Raw genomic sequence first — 14521 nt, 5'->3', positions numbered from 1 at the left:
TCGCGGAGAAAGCTTCTCATGAAAGTGGTGGAGACGGAGCGGCTCGTCCTGCGTCGCGTGACGCACGAGGACGCCGCCTTCATCCTGGGGATGTTGAACGAGCCCGCGTGGCTGCGCTTCATCGGAGACCGTGGCGTGCGCACTATCGAGGGCGCGCACGACTACATCACCAACGTGCCCCTGACGCAGTACGCCCAGCTGGGCTACGGGCTGTACCTGGTGGAGGGCCGGCAGGACGGCGTGCCCATGGGGTTGTGCGGCCTGCTCAAGCGCGACTCGCTGGAGCACCCCGACATCGGCTTCGCGTTCAAGCCCGCCTACTGGAGCCAGGGCTACGCGCGGGAGGCCGCCGAGGCGGTGCTGCGCCACGCCCGGGAGGACCACAAGATTTCGCGCGTCGCCGCCATCGTCTCCAAGGACAACGTCAGCTCCATCAAGCTGCTGGAGCGGATGGGCCTGCGCTTCGAGCGGCACATGCGCCTGCCCGGCGCCACCGAGGAGATCAGCCTCTATCTGACGGCGCCGTGAGTCGAGCGGGGAATCCAGGAAGACGCCCGCGCGTGAGCGGGACGTCACCTGGCTGACACCGCCGCTGGCTTGGCGTGCGGGGCGTGCGTCTCCTAGACTCGCGAGCGTGGGCCCCCCGTCGAACAGCGTAGACGGCGGGAAGAACGCGCTGCTGCGCGCACTCCCCTCCATCGAGCAGCTCCTGCGACGGCCGTCGCTGGAACCGCTGCTGTCTGGTGTTCCCCGCGCCAGGGCCGTGTCCGCGCTGCGGCTGGCCGTGGACCGCGTGCGCGCGCGCCTGCTCCAGGGCGACCCGCGCCCCTTCGACGACGCGGACGTGGGCGAGGCGCTCAGCACGCTGTCCACGCCGGGGCTGCGCGCGGTGCTCAACGCCACGGGCGTGGTGCTGCACACCAACCTGGGGCGCGCGCCGCTCGCGCCGGAGGCGGTGGCGCGGGTGGCCCAGGTGGCGCGGGGCTATTCGAACCTCGAGTACGACCTGGACGAGGGCGAGCGGGGCAGCCGCTACGCGCCGGTGGTGGGGCTCTTGCGTCAGCTCACCGGCGCGGAGGACGCGCTCGTCGTCAACAACTGCGCGGGTGCGGTGCTGCTCGTGCTGGCCGCGCTGGCGTCCGGCCGCGAGTGTGTCGTGTCGCGCGGGGAGCTGGTGGAGATTGGCGGAGGCTTCCGGGTGCCGGACGTCATGCGGCAGTCGGGCGCGCGGCTCGTGGAGGTGGGCACCACCAACCGCACGCGGCTGTCCGACTACGCGGCCGCGGTGGGCCACGACACGGGCCTGTTGGTGAAGGTGCACCGCTCCAACTTCGCGGTGGTGGGCTTCACCGAGGAGGCGAGCGTGGGAGCGCTCGCGACGCTGGGCCGGGAGCGCGGGGTGCCCGTGTTCCAGGACCTGGGTTCGGGGGCGCTGGTCCCCATGGTGGGAGAGGGGATGGGACAGGAGCCCACGGTGGCCGAGGTGGTCGCCGAGGGAGCGGATGTGGTGGCGTTCTCGGGGGACAAGCTGTTGGGCGGGCCGCAGGCGGGCGTGGTGGTGGGACGCTCGGCGTTGCTCGCGCGCATCAAGGCGCATCCGCTCACCCGGGCGTTGAGGGTGGACAAGCTGACGGTGGCCGCGTTGGAGGCCACGCTGGAGTTGTATCGGGACGGCAAGCCAGGGGCCGTGCCCACGTACAGACTGCTCGCCCAGTCGTCCCAGGAGCTGCGCGCCCGCGCGCTGCGGCTTCAGGACTTGCTGGCCGAGCAAGGCGTGAGTGCCCGAGTGGACGGGGTGGTGGGACAGGTGGGCGGGGGCGCCATGCCGCTGGCCCGGTTGCCTTCCTTTGCGTGCATCCTCAACGTGGGTGCACCGGAATCTTTCCTCGAGCGCCTGCGCGCCGGCGGGATGCCGGTTATTGGCAGGATCGCGGATGGCGAGGTGGTCCTCGACGTCCGCTGTCTCGCGGAGGAGGAGCTCAGGTCGGTCGCCGAAGCGGTGGCGACCGCAAGTCCCGGGAAACCACCATGATCAACAGCGCCGTCCTCGTACTCAACCGGTATTACCAACCGGTGCATGTCACGTCGGTGAAGCGGGCCTTCAGCCTGTTGTATCAGGGCGTCGCCAAGGCCATCGACGCGCAGTACCGGCTCTACGAGTTCGATGATTGGGCGGCGCTGAGCGCCACCAATGACTGCATCACCACCATCAACCGGACCATCCGCGTCCCCCGGGTGCTGGTGCTCAGCGCGTATGACCATCTGCCCCGAGGGCGGGTGCGCTTCTCCCGGCTCAACATCTACGCGCGCGACGCGGACACCTGTCAGTACTGCGGCAAGAACCTGCCGCGCAGCGAGCTGAACCTGGACCACGTCATGCCCCGCACGCAGGGTGGCAAGACGACGTGGGAGAACGTCGTGTGCTCGTGTGTGCCCTGCAATCTCAAGAAGGGGGGCCGCACGCCGGAGCAGGCGGACATGCGGCTCCTGAAGAAGCCGGTGCGCCCGCGCTGGACGCCGTTGTTCCGGGGCGCCACGCGCAAGGTGACGTATCAGGAGTGGCTGCCGTTCCTGCACCTGGCGGATGCCTCGTATTGGAACGTGGAGCTGCTGGACGAGTAGGGCGCCCGAGCGCTTGCTCACCGGCCTGCCCGGCGAACCCTGTAAAATGGGGTGTCGCGGGGGGAGTCATGGCTCGGGTTGATCCACGAAGTGGCCACGGATTGGCGGGGAGTCGACTCGGGCGGTAGGACGGGCTTTGATGCCCCTGCCCATGTCCAAATCCACGCGAGCGCCCCAGGCCGATGCCCGTGCCCTGGGGACCCCGACCGCCGAGCCGGTGGCCCCAGGGCCTGGCGGCGCTCGGCAGCGGCCCCGGCGCATCATCGCCGTGGGCGGTGGCAAGGGCGGCATCGGCAAGTCGATGGTGTCCGCCAACCTGGGCGTGGCGCTGGCCCAGGCGGGGCTGAACGTGCTGCTGGTGGACGCGGACCTGGGCGGAGCGAACCTGCACACGTGCCTGGGGGTGGGGCAGCCGGAGGCGACGCTGTCGGACTTCCTCAGGCGCAACAAGTCGCGGCTCGAGGACGTCATCGTCCCCACGGGGGTGCCCCGGCTGTCGCTCATCGCGGGCGCGCAGGACGCGCTGGACGCGGCGAACCTCAAGTACGCGCAGAAGCAGAAGCTGCTCAAGACGCTGATGGGCGCGTCGGCGGACTACCTCATCCTGGACCTGGGCGCGGGGACCAGCTTCAACACCATCGACTTCTTCATCCTGGCGGACCACGGGTTGTTGGTGGTGCTGCCGGAGCCGACGTCGGTGGAGAACGCGTACCGCTTCGCGAAGGCGGCGTTCTTCCGGCGGCTGCAGCAGATGGAGGCGGAGTACGGCATCCAGGACCTGGTGGACAGCGCGCTCACCACCCGGGAGGGCTCGCTGCGGACGTTGCATGACGTGCTGGCGCAGGTGCGCAACAAGGACCCGGTGGGTGCGGAGCGACTGGAGCGGGAGCTGTCCGAGTTCCGCATCCGGCTGGTGGTGAACCAGGCGCGCACGGACGCGGACCTGAACGTGGGTGCGGCGGTGGCCTCGGCGTGGAAGAAGTTCTTCGGCATCGCGATGGATGACCTGGGCGCCATCCGGTATGACGATGAGGCCTGGCGCGCGGTGCGCAAGCGGCGCCCCGTGCTCATCGAACGACCCGACGCCCCGGCCGCCCTGGCCATCCAACGTATCGCCTCACGACTGCTCGCCCTCGACGCGACCCCCGACCCTTCCTCGTCACCATGAAGCCTTTCGCGCAGCAGACCTATTACGAGCTCCTGGAGGTCCCGGTCACAGCGCCCATGGAGGAGATTCGCGCCGCGTACTCCCGACTCATGGAGCTGTATGCGCCGGACTCCATCGCGGTGTACGCGCTGGTGGAGCCGGACCAGGTGGATGCGCTCCGCGCCCGGATGACCGAGGCGATGGAGATCCTCACCGATGGCGACCTGCGCGGTGAGTATGACCGCGACCTGGGGCTGCCGGCGCCGTGGGGCACGGTGAAGGCGGCCGAGGCGCTGGCGAGCGCGGTGGCGGAGGGGAAGAAGAAGCGCGCGTCCGAGGACGAGGCCCCGGCCCTGAGCGGGCCCGAGGCGTTCCGGGCGAGCTTCGTCAGCGGCTACTCGCTGTCGTATGTGACGAGCTCCCTGCAGACCGCGCCGCTCGTCGGTGGGCTGGTGGATGTGCCCGCCTCGCTGAGCGTGGGCGCGGAGGCGCAGGCCCCGGCGGCGGAGCCGGGGCCCGTGTCGTCCAGCTCGAAGGCCGTGGGCGCCATGGAGCAGGGGGGCGCCTCGGTGGAGTCGGCTCCAGTTGCCGCGCCCGGGGTCGCGCAGTCGGTGGGGTCCGCTCCTGTCCCCGCTGCCCCGTCGGCGCCTGTCGCCCCGATACCGACCGAGTCCTCTCCGTCGGCGGCGTCCGTCCCCGTTGCCTCGGTCTCGACCGGAGGCTCGTCCTCGGTCCCCGCGCCTGTTGCCTCGGCACCGGCCGTGGTGGCGCCACCGGTCGAGTCTGTCCCTGTGGCCGCGCCGCCGGTCGCGTTCTCCTCGCCTGTGAGCTCGGCGCCGGTTGGGGACGTCCCTCCCGTGGAAGCGGCCCCTGTCGTGGCTCCGGTTGCCTCGGCGCCGGCCGTGGTTGCGCCGCAGGTGGGGGCGACGCCTGTTGCCTCGGCACCGGTCGCGGTCACGCCGCCCGCGGAGCCGGCGCCCGTTGTCGCAGCACCGGCCGTGGTCGCGCCGCAGGTGGAGGCGACTCCTGTTGCCTCGGCGCCGGTTGTGGTCGCGCCGCAGGTGGAGACGACTCCTGTTGCCTCGGCACCGGCCGTGGTCGCGCCGCAGGTGGAGGCGAATCCTGTTGCCTCGGCGCCAGCTGTGGTCGCGCCGCCGGTGGAGTCGACGCCCCCCGTCGCCTCGGCTCCGGCCGTGGTCGCGCCGCCGGTGGAGTCGACGCCCCCCGTCGCCTCGGCTCCGGCCGTGGTCGCGCCGCCGGTGGAGTCGACGCCCCCCGTCGCCTCGGCTCCGGCCGTGGTCGCGCCACAGGTGGACGCGACGCCCCCCGTCGCCTCGGCTCCGGCCGTGGTCGCGCCACAGGTGGACGCGACGCCCGCTGCCTCAGCGCCCGAACCGTCGCCGGCTCACGTCGCCACGGTGAGCCCCGCTCCGGCCCCCGTCGCCGTGGCCGCGAGCCCGGACGTCCCCGCGTCGGTGCCGACCCAGCCCTCGGAGCCCGGGACGTCCATCGTCGTGGCTGGAACGCCCGCCAGGGCTCCGGAGCCCGCGCCGCCCCCCGTGACGCGTCCGGTCGGACCGACGGCGCCGCCGCCCGTGGCCCCCTCGCAGAACCGTGTTCAGACGGGGCGGCAGTTGAGCGAGGCGCAGGTGCTCGCCCAGGACTCCGCCATCGCCACGGCGGAGGCCGCGCTGGCGCAGGTCGCCGCCAGGACTCGCGAGCCTCGTCCCCGTCTGCCGGACATCCCCGCCGACGCCGAGTTCAACGGCGAGCTGCTGCGCCGCGTCCGCGAGACGCGGGGCTACACGCTCCAGCAGGTCGCCGACCGCACCCGCATCTCCTCGCGCCACCTGGAGAACGTGGAGGCGGACCGCTACACGGCGCTGCCCGCGCAGGTCTACCTCCGGGGCATCCTCATGAACCTCGCCCGCGAGCTGGGGTTGGATCCGCTCCGGGTGTCCAGGAGCTACCTGGCCTTGGCTTCTGAGAAGTCAGGCAAGAAATGACGCCGCCCTGGAGGGGTGCCGACTTTTGCTCGTACCACAAGGAAAGTTGACTCCCCTCCGAGCGGTGCCTATGTAGGAAAGACGATGACGGACGAGGAAAAGATCAAGGCGATGCGGCTCGCCCGTGCGATTGCCTCGGATATCTCGCTCTACAACGAGCAGAAGATCATCAAGGGTATCGAGCAGGACAACCTCTTCGAGGTCCTCAAGGAGGAGCTGGAGGAGGGCCGAGAGCTCTACAAGAGCCGCGTCAGCCAGGAAGTCTTCACCACGGCGAACTTCTTCGAGCGCGCCATCAACGACATCGTCCTGCGCTCCAAGGCGCACGTGAAGTCGAAGATCTGGTAGTCCGCCCCCCGTGGCAGCGCCCGACACGCGAGAGCATCGCGCCCCGCCGGAAGCCCGCGGAGAGCGCATCGACCAGTATCTCGCGGGCGTCTTCACCGACCTGACCCGCTCCCGCATCCGGGGACTCATCGACGACGGGCACGTGCTCGTCGCCGGCAAGCCCGTGAAGGCGGCGATGCGGCTGCGCGGTGGCGACACGCTCACCCTCCATGTCCCGCCGCCCGTGGCCGCCCTTCCGGAGGCCGAGGAGCTGCCGCTGTCCCTGCTCCACGAGGACAAGGACCTCGTGGTGGTGGACAAGGCCGCGGGCATGGTGGTGCACCCCGGCGCGGGCCACGCCTCCGGCACCCTGGTCAACGCGCTCCTGCACCGCGTGAAGGACCTGGCCGGCGTCGGCGGCGAGCTGCGCCCGGGCATCGTCCACCGGCTCGACAAGGACACCACCGGCTGCCTCGTGGTGGCCAAGAACGAGCAGGCCCTCGTCGCGCTCCAGAAGTCCTTCAAGGGGCGCGAGGTCTCCAAGACGTACCTGGCCCTCGTGCACGGCGTCCCCCCGGCGGAAGGCCGCATCGAGACGCTCTACGGCCGCCACCCCGTGCACCGCCAGCGCTTCACCGGCAAGGTGCGCGAGGGCAAGCCCGCCATCACCCTGTTCCGCGTGCTCCAGGCCTTCGACGGCGCGGCCCTGGTGGAGGTGGACCTGCTCACCGGCCGCACGCACCAGATCCGCGTGCACCTGGCCGAGTCGGGCCACCCGCTGCTGGGAGACACCCTCTACGGCGCGGGCCGCAAGCCCAAGGGCGAGGCCGCCGCCGCGCAGGAGCGCCTGGGACGTCAGGCCCTGCACGCGTGGAAGCTGGCCTTCGCGCACCCGCGCACGGGCAAGGCGCTGTCGCTGGAGGCGCCGATTCCGGAGGACTTCGCCGCGGCGCTCACGCTGCTCGGAGGCCCGGAAGCGCCCCCGGTGGCGGAGGCGAAGCAGAAGGCCCCCGCTCGCAAGAAGGCGGCGACGAAGAAGCGCGCGGCTACAGCCCGGAAACGCTGAGCGACTGCTGGCGCTTGCTCAGCACCTTCACCGGCTGGATGGCCATGACGCGCATGAAGACCTCGAGCAGCTCGGGGTCGAACTTGTTGCGCATCTCCGTCCACATCAGCATCAAGGCCACTTCCGGTCCGTAGGCATCCCGGTACGGGCGCTTGGACGTGAGCGCGTCGTACGCGTCGCAGATGGCGATGATCTTCGCGTATGCCCCCAGGTTCGTCTTGGGGATGATCATCTGGATGTTGCCGCGTGAGTCGCGCACCGCGGTGCCGAAGTCCGTCTTGTGCTCGAACGTCGTCACCACGCGCAGCAGCGTGGAGCGGCTGAAGCCCTTCTCCATGAGGATGTTGCGCACGGAGATGAGCGGCGCGCGCTGCACCGCCACGCGCTCCTCGGGCGTGAGCGCCCCGCGCTTGGTGGCCAGCTCCTCCGGCAGCGTCGTCATGCCCGCGTCGTGGAACAGCGCGATGTAGCCCAAATCACGCAGCTGCGGCTTCGTCAGCCCCAGCTCCGCGCCGAAGACGATGCTCATCAGGCACACGTTGACCTGGTGGTACACGAGGTACTCGTCCTCGCGCCGCATCGTCGTCATGCCCAAAAAGTGCGTGCGCTGGTCGTAGCTGATGTCCACGAAGTCCTGCACCAGCCGCAGCGCCTTGGAGGCGTTGATGGGCTTTCCGGCGCGCACCGACTCCAGGTACTTGCTGAGGAAGAACACCGAGCGGGCGTAGACGGTCATCGCGTACTTCTTGCGATCGACCTTCTGGTCGCCCGGGTTGTTCATGTCCTTGTCCAGCTTCTCCTTGAGCTTGGAGAACTTGGCCACGCGCATGTTGAGCAGCTTGCGGCCGGACAGTCCGTCCTCCTCCGACTGGGCCGTCTGCTCCTTGCTGAAGATCCAGATGAAGTTCTTCAGCTCCGGCACCGTCACCGGCTTGGTGAGGGTGAAGCCGCCCACGTCCTTGCCGCGCATCTCGGCGAGCAGGTAGCGCTGGTTCTCGATGGAGTTGAGGTCCACCTTCACCAGCATGCCGTTCAGGTAGAACGAGTCCTTGACGCCCGCGAGCTCCAGCCGGCCTTCCTTGCCGATGATTTGATTGATGATGTCCTGGAGCTGGTGCAGCGGCTTCTGGAAGACGGCGTTCTCGGGGTCATACATCTTCACCGAGCGCACGAGCATGTAGAGGCCGGCCACCATGGCGCGCGAGAGCGACTGGAGCTTCTCGTTGTGCTCGCGCCCGAACTCGCTGGTGTTCTCGTCCTGGCTCTGGGTGATTTTCAGATTCTCGGCCATCGCTCAGTTCTCCTCCGGCAGTGCCGAGTCCCCGAACAGCGCCTTGCGTGTCTGATACATCGCCTTGCGACCCGCGGTGAGCAGCTCCACCGGCTGGTTGCGGTCCTCGACGACGGCCTGCAACATCTTGTAGCTCTGGATGGAGCACGCGCCCGCCAGCCCCGCCACGGCCAGCAGCTTGTCCTCCAGCACCCGCTTCTTGTTGAGCAGGGACGGCTTCACGGCGAGCAGCTGCTGCATGTGCGAGAGCGCGCCCGGCGTGCCCGTGGCGCCCACCGCCGCGTAGAAGGCCGTGCGCTCGTCGGGCGTCTTCTTGTCGAAGGCCGGCTCGCGGATGAGGCGCATCAGGTCCGAGTACGCCTTGTCCCGGTCGAACTCCGGCAGCATCCGCGCGGCGAGCATGCGCACCTGGGAGACGGGGTCCGCCAGGGCCTCGGCCACCAGCCGGCGCGCCTCGCCGGTGCGGCCGCGGCCGATGATGCCGAGCACCTCCAGCTTCACCACCAGGTTGGGGCTCTTGAGAACCTGGCCGAACATCTTGATGCGCTCGGGGTGGTTGCTCTTCTCCAGGATGTAGACCATGTCGCGCACCGTCTGCGGACGGTCCGACGTGAGCCGCGCCACGAAGGGCTCCGGCGTGTCCCGCGCGACGATGGCCAGCGCGTCGCAGAGCAGCGCGCGGTTCTCGGGAATCTCCAGCGTCTCCAGCACGGTGAGCAGCGGGATGACGGAGTCGCGCCCCAGGGCCTGCAGGTAGCGCGTCACGTCCTGCGGCTGCTTGGGCCGCGCGCCCTTGAGCGACTCGCCCAGGCGCATCAGCCGCTGCTCCTCGCCCATCCTGTGCAGGAAGGACTCCAGCAGCTTCTCCAGCGACTGTCCGCCGTCCTTCTGCGACAGCGCGCGCAGCTTGAGGACGATTTGATTGATGGTGCCGAAGTCGTCCTGGAGCAGGAGCATGTCGAGCAGCTGCACGAAGATCTCCTCGAGCAGCGTGCCGTCCTCCACGCCTCCTTCGACGACCTGGAACACGGCGCTCACCAGCTTGGGGAACAGCCGCGAGCCCTCCTCCTCCATCACCTCGCGCTGCAGCCGCGCCTTCAGCTCGTCCGACGCGTGGCGCCCGCCGACGACCAGGCCGCGGATCTGCTCCACGCCGTCCATCTTCGCGTCCAGGTCCTCCGCGGACACGCGCGCGAAGCGCAGGTAGTCATCCGAGTTCGTCTGCAGGCGCGAGTAGAGGTAGCCCACCACCTTGTCCACCTCGACCTGCACCTCCTCCTCGCTGGCGTTCTCCATGGAGAAGCCTTCCACCACCACGTACTCCACGTGCTCCATGCCCGCGCGCCACAGCTGCGCCAGCACGTCGTCCGCGCCGCGCTCGGGCTCGGACAGGGAGATGAGCGTGAAGGTGGTCAGCTCCTCCACCGTGAGGCCGGGGCGGAAGATGAGCTGACGGATGCCGTCGCGGTAGAACTTGTAGGGGAGCGGCGTGTCTTCCGAGAAGAGCGAGTCGTTGTGGAGCGTGAGGTTCTGCTGCTCCACCTTCAACGACAGCGGTCCGAACTTCTCCGTGTACTGGGAGATGGCCTCCAACGCCTTCGAGAGGAACTCGGGGAAGCGAGCCTCGTTGTGGCGGTACATGCCGATCTGCTTGATGCCCTTGAGGAGATGGAACGCGAACGTGCGCGCCATCTCCACCTTCTCTCGGACCTCCGGGGACTGCTCGGCGTCCGTGCTCGCGTCCTGGGTCTTTTGGGGCTGGGCCATGCGTCTGCAACTCTCCGCTCGGGCGGTATCACCAGCCTACTCCGAAATCCTCCGAAGCCCCAGCCGGCGGCGGTAGGAACTTCGGGGACTTGGAGGGAGATGGGTCTACCCCGACACGCGCGCACAGGGATTCCCGAGTAAGAGCCGGGTGCCGGGCTCCGTGGCCTTGCTCCGAAGCAGTGCGTCAGACGTGCTCGCTAGGCTTCCTTTCGAGGGGCCAGGGAACTGGCCTCCATTGGAGGAGTTCACATGCATCGTCTCTTGAAGCGCGGAGCCTCGGCCTGCTGTGTCGCGACGTTGCTGGCCGCGCCCGCGGTCCTCGCTGGTTTCACGACGGAGTCAGCCCATTGTTACAAGAACGCGGATGGCTCTGGCCGGTGCCAGGGCAGCCTCCTCGGCTTCCGCAATCACGCCGGCGCCAACACGCAGGCGCTCTTCTCACGGTCCAGCAACGCGGCGCCGTACTTCTACGCGGCGCTCACCACGGGCGCGACGACGGAGTACTTCAGCTGCACGCCCGACGCGGTGACAGGGGCTCACTGGAACAAGGCCATGAACCACGAGGGCTTCTTCTCCATCTACTGGTCGGCCGGGGGGAGCTGCTATTCGTTGTTCCTGATCAACGGCAGCCAGTACTCGAATTTCTGAGCCATCTCATGAACACCCAGGTGTTTCAGGGCTGGCTTCCGAGCCTGACCACGGCGGTGGGGTGCGCATTGGGGTGCTGGCTCGCGGTGAGCCAGGCGCAGCAGTTCCAGGAGCAGCGCGTGGAGCAGCTCACGGATGAGGTGGGGGCGCTGCGCCGGGCACTGGAGTCTCGTGCTCACGCCGCGGGGGCTGGCTTGATGGTGGGCGCGTCCTCCCCAGTGGCCTCCGGGCAGGGGCGCCTCTCCGGGGAAGAGCTGGAGGCCATGGCCCTGCGGGTGGCCACGTTGCTGAAGGCGTCAGGAGGGCCCGTCGTGGGGGCCGGTGAGCCCGAGGCGTCCGCGCCTTCCGTGCCGGAGCTGTCCTCCGAGCAGCGCGAGTCGGCAACGCGGGTGGGCACGATGGTGGACCGGGTGGTCTCCAGCGGACGCATGACTGCGCAGGACGTGCTCGAGATTCGGCGCGAGCTCGCCCACCTTCGAGGCCGTCCCGAGGCCGACGCGCTCCGCAAGCAGCTCATCGTCGCCATCAACCAGGACCGGCTCATCCCCGCTCCGGATGCCGATGGTCTTCCGTAGCGCCCGCTTCACTTCGCTTCGAGCAGTCGAACGTCACACGGCTCAGGAGTCACAACACATGAAGCAGCTCTCTTCTTCGAGGTCCCTTGTTCGCAAGGGCCTGTTGCCTGGTATTGCGCTCGCGGCCCTGGCGCTCGCTCCCGTCGCGTGGGGAGGACTCCAGTCGCAGACCCTCTTCTGCCAGAAGAACACGGATGGCTCGGGGCATTGTTTCGGCAACCTGGTCGGCTTCCGCCAGGACGCGGTGACGACCTCCTCCGCGTCCTTCCGGGATGACATGGTCGGCGGTCGCCTCTTCCAGTCCTATTTCACCCCGGCGGGGGCCACCACCCACACCATCTACAGCTGCGTGCCCGACGCGGTCGTGGGCGAGCTCTGGGAGCAGGCCCTGAGCACCCGGGGCTTCTTCCGGGTGGAGTGGGACGCGACGGGCACCTGCAAGTACCTCCGGCTCGTGAACGGCTCGCAGAACACGAACTTCTGATGACTGGAGGGACGGCGCTCCCAGCAAAGGGGAGCGCCGTCGCCTCACGGGGCTACTTGCCGGCGGGCGGCGGAGACACCGCGGCGCTGGGGCCACGCAGGGCCGAGCGCAGCAGGAACAGCGTCAGGCCGCCGAAGAAGAGCAGGCCCCAGAGGTTGGACCAGAGCGGATGCGCCAGCTCGCTCTCGCCCACCGTGTTGAGGAAGCCGCCGATGGCGCCCTCGTGGCCGAGCACGGCCGGCAGGTTGATGGCGCGCGAGCCGGCGCCGTCCGTGGCGATTTCCAGGAAGGCGATGAGCACGCCCGCGATGGAGCCGCCGGCGATGTAGCCGGAGGAGAGCAGGGTGCCCGGGGAGAAGTCGGACTCACCGCCGCGCACGCGGTCCACGAAGTAGCGCACCATGCCGCCCACGAAGAGCGGCGCGCTGCTGCTGATGGGCAGGTACACGCCCACCGCGAAGGGCAGCGAGGACACGCCGCACAGCTCCAGCATCAGCGCGATGAACACGCCCAGCAGCACCAGGTCCCACGGCAGCCGCTGCGTGAGGATGCCGTCGATGATGAGCGCGAACAGCTGCGCCTTGGGCGCCGCGTAGCGGGTGAGGGCCTGGCCCTCGTAGGTGCTGATGCGGCCGCCGATGCCCGGGTCCACCACGTACTGGATGGTGCCGGCGCCGTCGACCAGGTACTTGCCCGCGGGCACCGGCGTGTCCGCGCCGCGCACGTAGCCTTCCTTGAAGGTGCGCTGGGGGCCCTCGGTGACGGCGCCCAGGTCGGACACCTTCACCTGCGAGCCGCCCGTGGGGCTCAGCGTCACGCCGCCCACGTCCTGCGCGCCCACCTGCCGCCAGCTGCGCAGCTCCAGCGCGCCGTTCGTGTTGGCCAGCTCGTAGCCCTGCGCCCAGGCCGCCTTGCGCAGCGCCGCCTCGTCCAGGTTGCGCGACGCCAGCGCGTCCGCGGACACGCTCCAGGGGAACACGTACTGGGTGCGCGTCTCCTCGGTCAGCTCGGTGACCTGCACGTTCGGGTGCGGCTCCGGGATGGTGACGGTGGCGCCCTTGTTGAGCGTCACCAGCACCAGGCCGATGAACATGGCGCTGGTCAGCACGCCCACGAAGAGCGCCGTCTGCTGCCGCCGGGGCGTGCCGCCCACCAGGAAGGCCGTCTTCAGGTCCTGCGCGGTGGTGCCACCGTTGGACGCGGCGATGCCGACGATGGCCGCCGTGGTCAGCGCCATGAAGCGGTCATTGGAGTTCGTCCAGCCCAGCATCAGGTACACCAGGCACGTGACGAGCAGCGTGGCCACCACCATGCCGGAGATGGGGTTGGAGGAGCTGCCAATCTCGCCGGTGATTCGCGCGCTCACCGTCACGAAGAAGAAGCCGAAGACGATGATGAGCAGGGCGGAGATGAAGTTGACGTGCAGCGGGGGCGCCAGCCAGATGGTCAGCACCAGCATCAGGCTGCCCACCAGCACCACGGTGATGGGGAGGTCCTGCTCGGTGCGCAGCAGCTGCGGCGCGCCGCCGTGCGCGCGCGAGGCCTTGAGCGACTCCACGCCGCGCTTGAACGCGCCGATGATGGTGGGCAGCGAGCGGATGAGGCTGATGAGGCCGCCCGTCGCCACCGCGCCCGCGCCGATGTAGAGCACGTACGCGTTGCGAATCTGGTCCGGGGACATGTCCCGGATGAGCTGCCCGTTGTGCACCAGCAGCGGCTGATCCAGCCCGCCGCCGAAGAAGGAGATGGCGGGGATGAGGATGAGGTAGCTCAGCACGCCACCGGCGAAGGTGATGGCCGCCACCCGGGGACCGATGATGTAGCCCACGCCGAGCAGCTCCGGGCTCACCTCGGTGGAGAGCGTGGCGCTCTTGAGGCCCTTGAGCGGGGTGCTCAGCACCTCGCGGAACAGCTTCATGCCGGAGTAGGCGAACTTGTAGATGCCGCCCACCAGGAAGCCGATGATGACCGTGCGCGCGTTGGTGCCGCCCTGCTCACCGACGATGAGCACGTCCGCGCTGGCCGTGCCCTCCGGGTAGGGCAGCTTGCCGTGCTCCTGGACGATGAGGCCCTGGCGCAGCGGAATCATCATCAGCACGCCGAGCACACCGCCCAGCGCCGCCGTGAGGAACGCGTGCGTCAGGCTGATGTCGTAGCCCAACAAGAGCAGCGCCGGGAGCGCCGCCGCCACGCCGAAGGCCAGCGACTCTCCCGCCGAGCCCGTCGTCTGGACGATGGTGTTCTCCAGGATGTTCGACTTGCCCAGCGCCCGGAAGATGGCGATGGAGAGCACCGCCACCGGAATCGACGCGGACACCGTGAGGCCCACCTTGATGGCCAGGTACACGGACGAGGCGGCGAACACGATGCCCAGCACCGAGCCGAGCACCAACCCGCGGATCGTCATCTCCGTGGGGGACTGGTCGGGTGGGATGTACGGGGAGTGTTGGTGGGGCGCGTGCGATTGCGCGAGCGGAACACGCTCGTCGACGACCGGCGGGGTACCGTGGGCCAAGCGAAAGGCTCCTTACGAGGGAATCGGGCCCCTTCTAGCAGGGCCCCGCCCGGCGCGCGAAGCAATGCCCCTC

Annotated in this window: 13 protein-coding genes; 10 read left to right on the top strand and 3 right to left on the bottom strand. The window is 69.3% G+C overall.

Going from position 1 to position 14521, the window contains the following annotated elements; genetic code table 11:
* The first annotated feature begins 18 nt into the window (after positions 1–18).
* The 7 genes from AC6JA9_RS24445 (at position 19) to AC6JA9_RS24415 (ending at position 7168) form a co-directional block, all read left to right on the top strand.
* The gene (locus AC6JA9_RS24445; RefSeq protein ID WP_223747278.1) at positions 19–528 is read left to right on the top strand and encodes a GNAT family N-acetyltransferase; all 510 of its coding nucleotides are present in this window, start codon (positions 19–21) and stop codon (positions 526–528) included.
* Positions 529–634: 106 nt separating this feature from the next.
* The gene (gene selA, locus AC6JA9_RS24440) at positions 635–2032 is read left to right on the top strand and encodes an L-seryl-tRNA(Sec) selenium transferase (protein ID WP_223747279.1); all 1398 of its coding nucleotides are present in this window, start codon (positions 635–637) and stop codon (positions 2030–2032) included.
* A complete protein-coding gene (locus AC6JA9_RS24435) occupies positions 2029–2622 on the top strand; it encodes an HNH endonuclease (RefSeq protein WP_015350138.1) in 594 nt (197 codons plus the stop codon). The genes selA and AC6JA9_RS24435 overlap by 4 nt, the downstream gene beginning before the upstream one ends.
* A 217-nt stretch (positions 2623–2839) precedes the next feature.
* The gene (locus AC6JA9_RS24430; protein ID WP_370640343.1) at positions 2840–3790 is read left to right on the top strand and encodes a P-loop NTPase; all 951 of its coding nucleotides are present in this window, start codon (positions 2840–2842) and stop codon (positions 3788–3790) included.
* On the top strand, positions 3787–5775 hold the full coding sequence (locus AC6JA9_RS24425; RefSeq protein ID WP_497957932.1) for a helix-turn-helix domain-containing protein: 1989 nt from the start codon (positions 3787–3789) through the stop codon (positions 5773–5775). The genes AC6JA9_RS24430 and AC6JA9_RS24425 overlap by 4 nt, the downstream gene beginning before the upstream one ends.
* Before the next feature lie 84 nt (positions 5776–5859).
* Positions 5860–6123 (top strand): hypothetical protein, encoded by a 264-nt coding sequence (locus tag AC6JA9_RS24420; protein ID WP_046714254.1) that lies wholly within the window; start codon positions 5860–5862, stop codon positions 6121–6123.
* Between the two features lie 10 nt (positions 6124–6133).
* Positions 6134–7168 (top strand): RluA family pseudouridine synthase, encoded by a 1035-nt coding sequence (locus AC6JA9_RS24415; protein WP_223747282.1) that lies wholly within the window; start codon positions 6134–6136, stop codon positions 7166–7168.
* On the opposite strand, the gene AC6JA9_RS24410 is transcribed toward AC6JA9_RS24415, so the two are convergent.
* Positions 7149–8459, bottom strand: coding sequence for an HD-GYP domain-containing protein (locus tag AC6JA9_RS24410; RefSeq protein WP_223747283.1), 1311 nt, complete (start codon positions 8457–8459; stop codon positions 7149–7151). The genes AC6JA9_RS24415 and AC6JA9_RS24410 overlap by 20 nt on opposite strands.
* Before the next feature lie 3 nt (positions 8460–8462).
* On the bottom strand, positions 8463–10226 hold the full coding sequence (locus AC6JA9_RS24405; RefSeq protein ID WP_223747284.1) for a HEAT repeat domain-containing protein: 1764 nt from the start codon (positions 10224–10226) through the stop codon (positions 8463–8465).
* 249 nt (positions 10227–10475) lie between these two features.
* On the opposite strand from AC6JA9_RS24405, the gene AC6JA9_RS24400 reads away from it, so the two are divergent.
* From AC6JA9_RS24400 to AC6JA9_RS24390, 3 genes are read left to right on the top strand one after another with little or no spacing between them, the layout of a single operon-like run.
* On the top strand, positions 10476–10874 hold the full coding sequence (locus tag AC6JA9_RS24400) for a hypothetical protein (protein ID WP_223747285.1): 399 nt from the start codon (positions 10476–10478) through the stop codon (positions 10872–10874).
* 8 nt (positions 10875–10882) lie between these two features.
* Positions 10883–11449: a hypothetical protein gene (locus AC6JA9_RS24395; RefSeq protein ID WP_223747286.1), complete on the top strand. Its 567-nt coding sequence runs from the start codon at positions 10883–10885 to the stop codon at positions 11447–11449.
* A 58-nt stretch (positions 11450–11507) separates the two neighbouring features.
* Positions 11508–11933 carry a hypothetical protein gene (locus tag AC6JA9_RS24390; RefSeq protein WP_223747287.1) on the top strand — a complete coding sequence of 142 codons (426 nt, stop codon included), beginning with the start codon at positions 11508–11510 and terminating at the stop codon, positions 11931–11933.
* Positions 11934–11985: 52 nt separating this feature from the next.
* On the opposite strand, the gene AC6JA9_RS24385 is transcribed toward AC6JA9_RS24390, so the two are convergent.
* Positions 11986–14448, bottom strand: a complete 2463-nt coding sequence (locus AC6JA9_RS24385) for an OPT family oligopeptide transporter (protein WP_267700674.1) — start codon at positions 14446–14448, stop codon at positions 11986–11988.
* Between the last annotated feature and the right edge of the window lie 73 nt (positions 14449–14521).

The organism is Myxococcus sp. MH1, from assembly GCF_059738865.1.
This window is presented reverse-complemented; position numbering and strand designations above follow the sequence as displayed.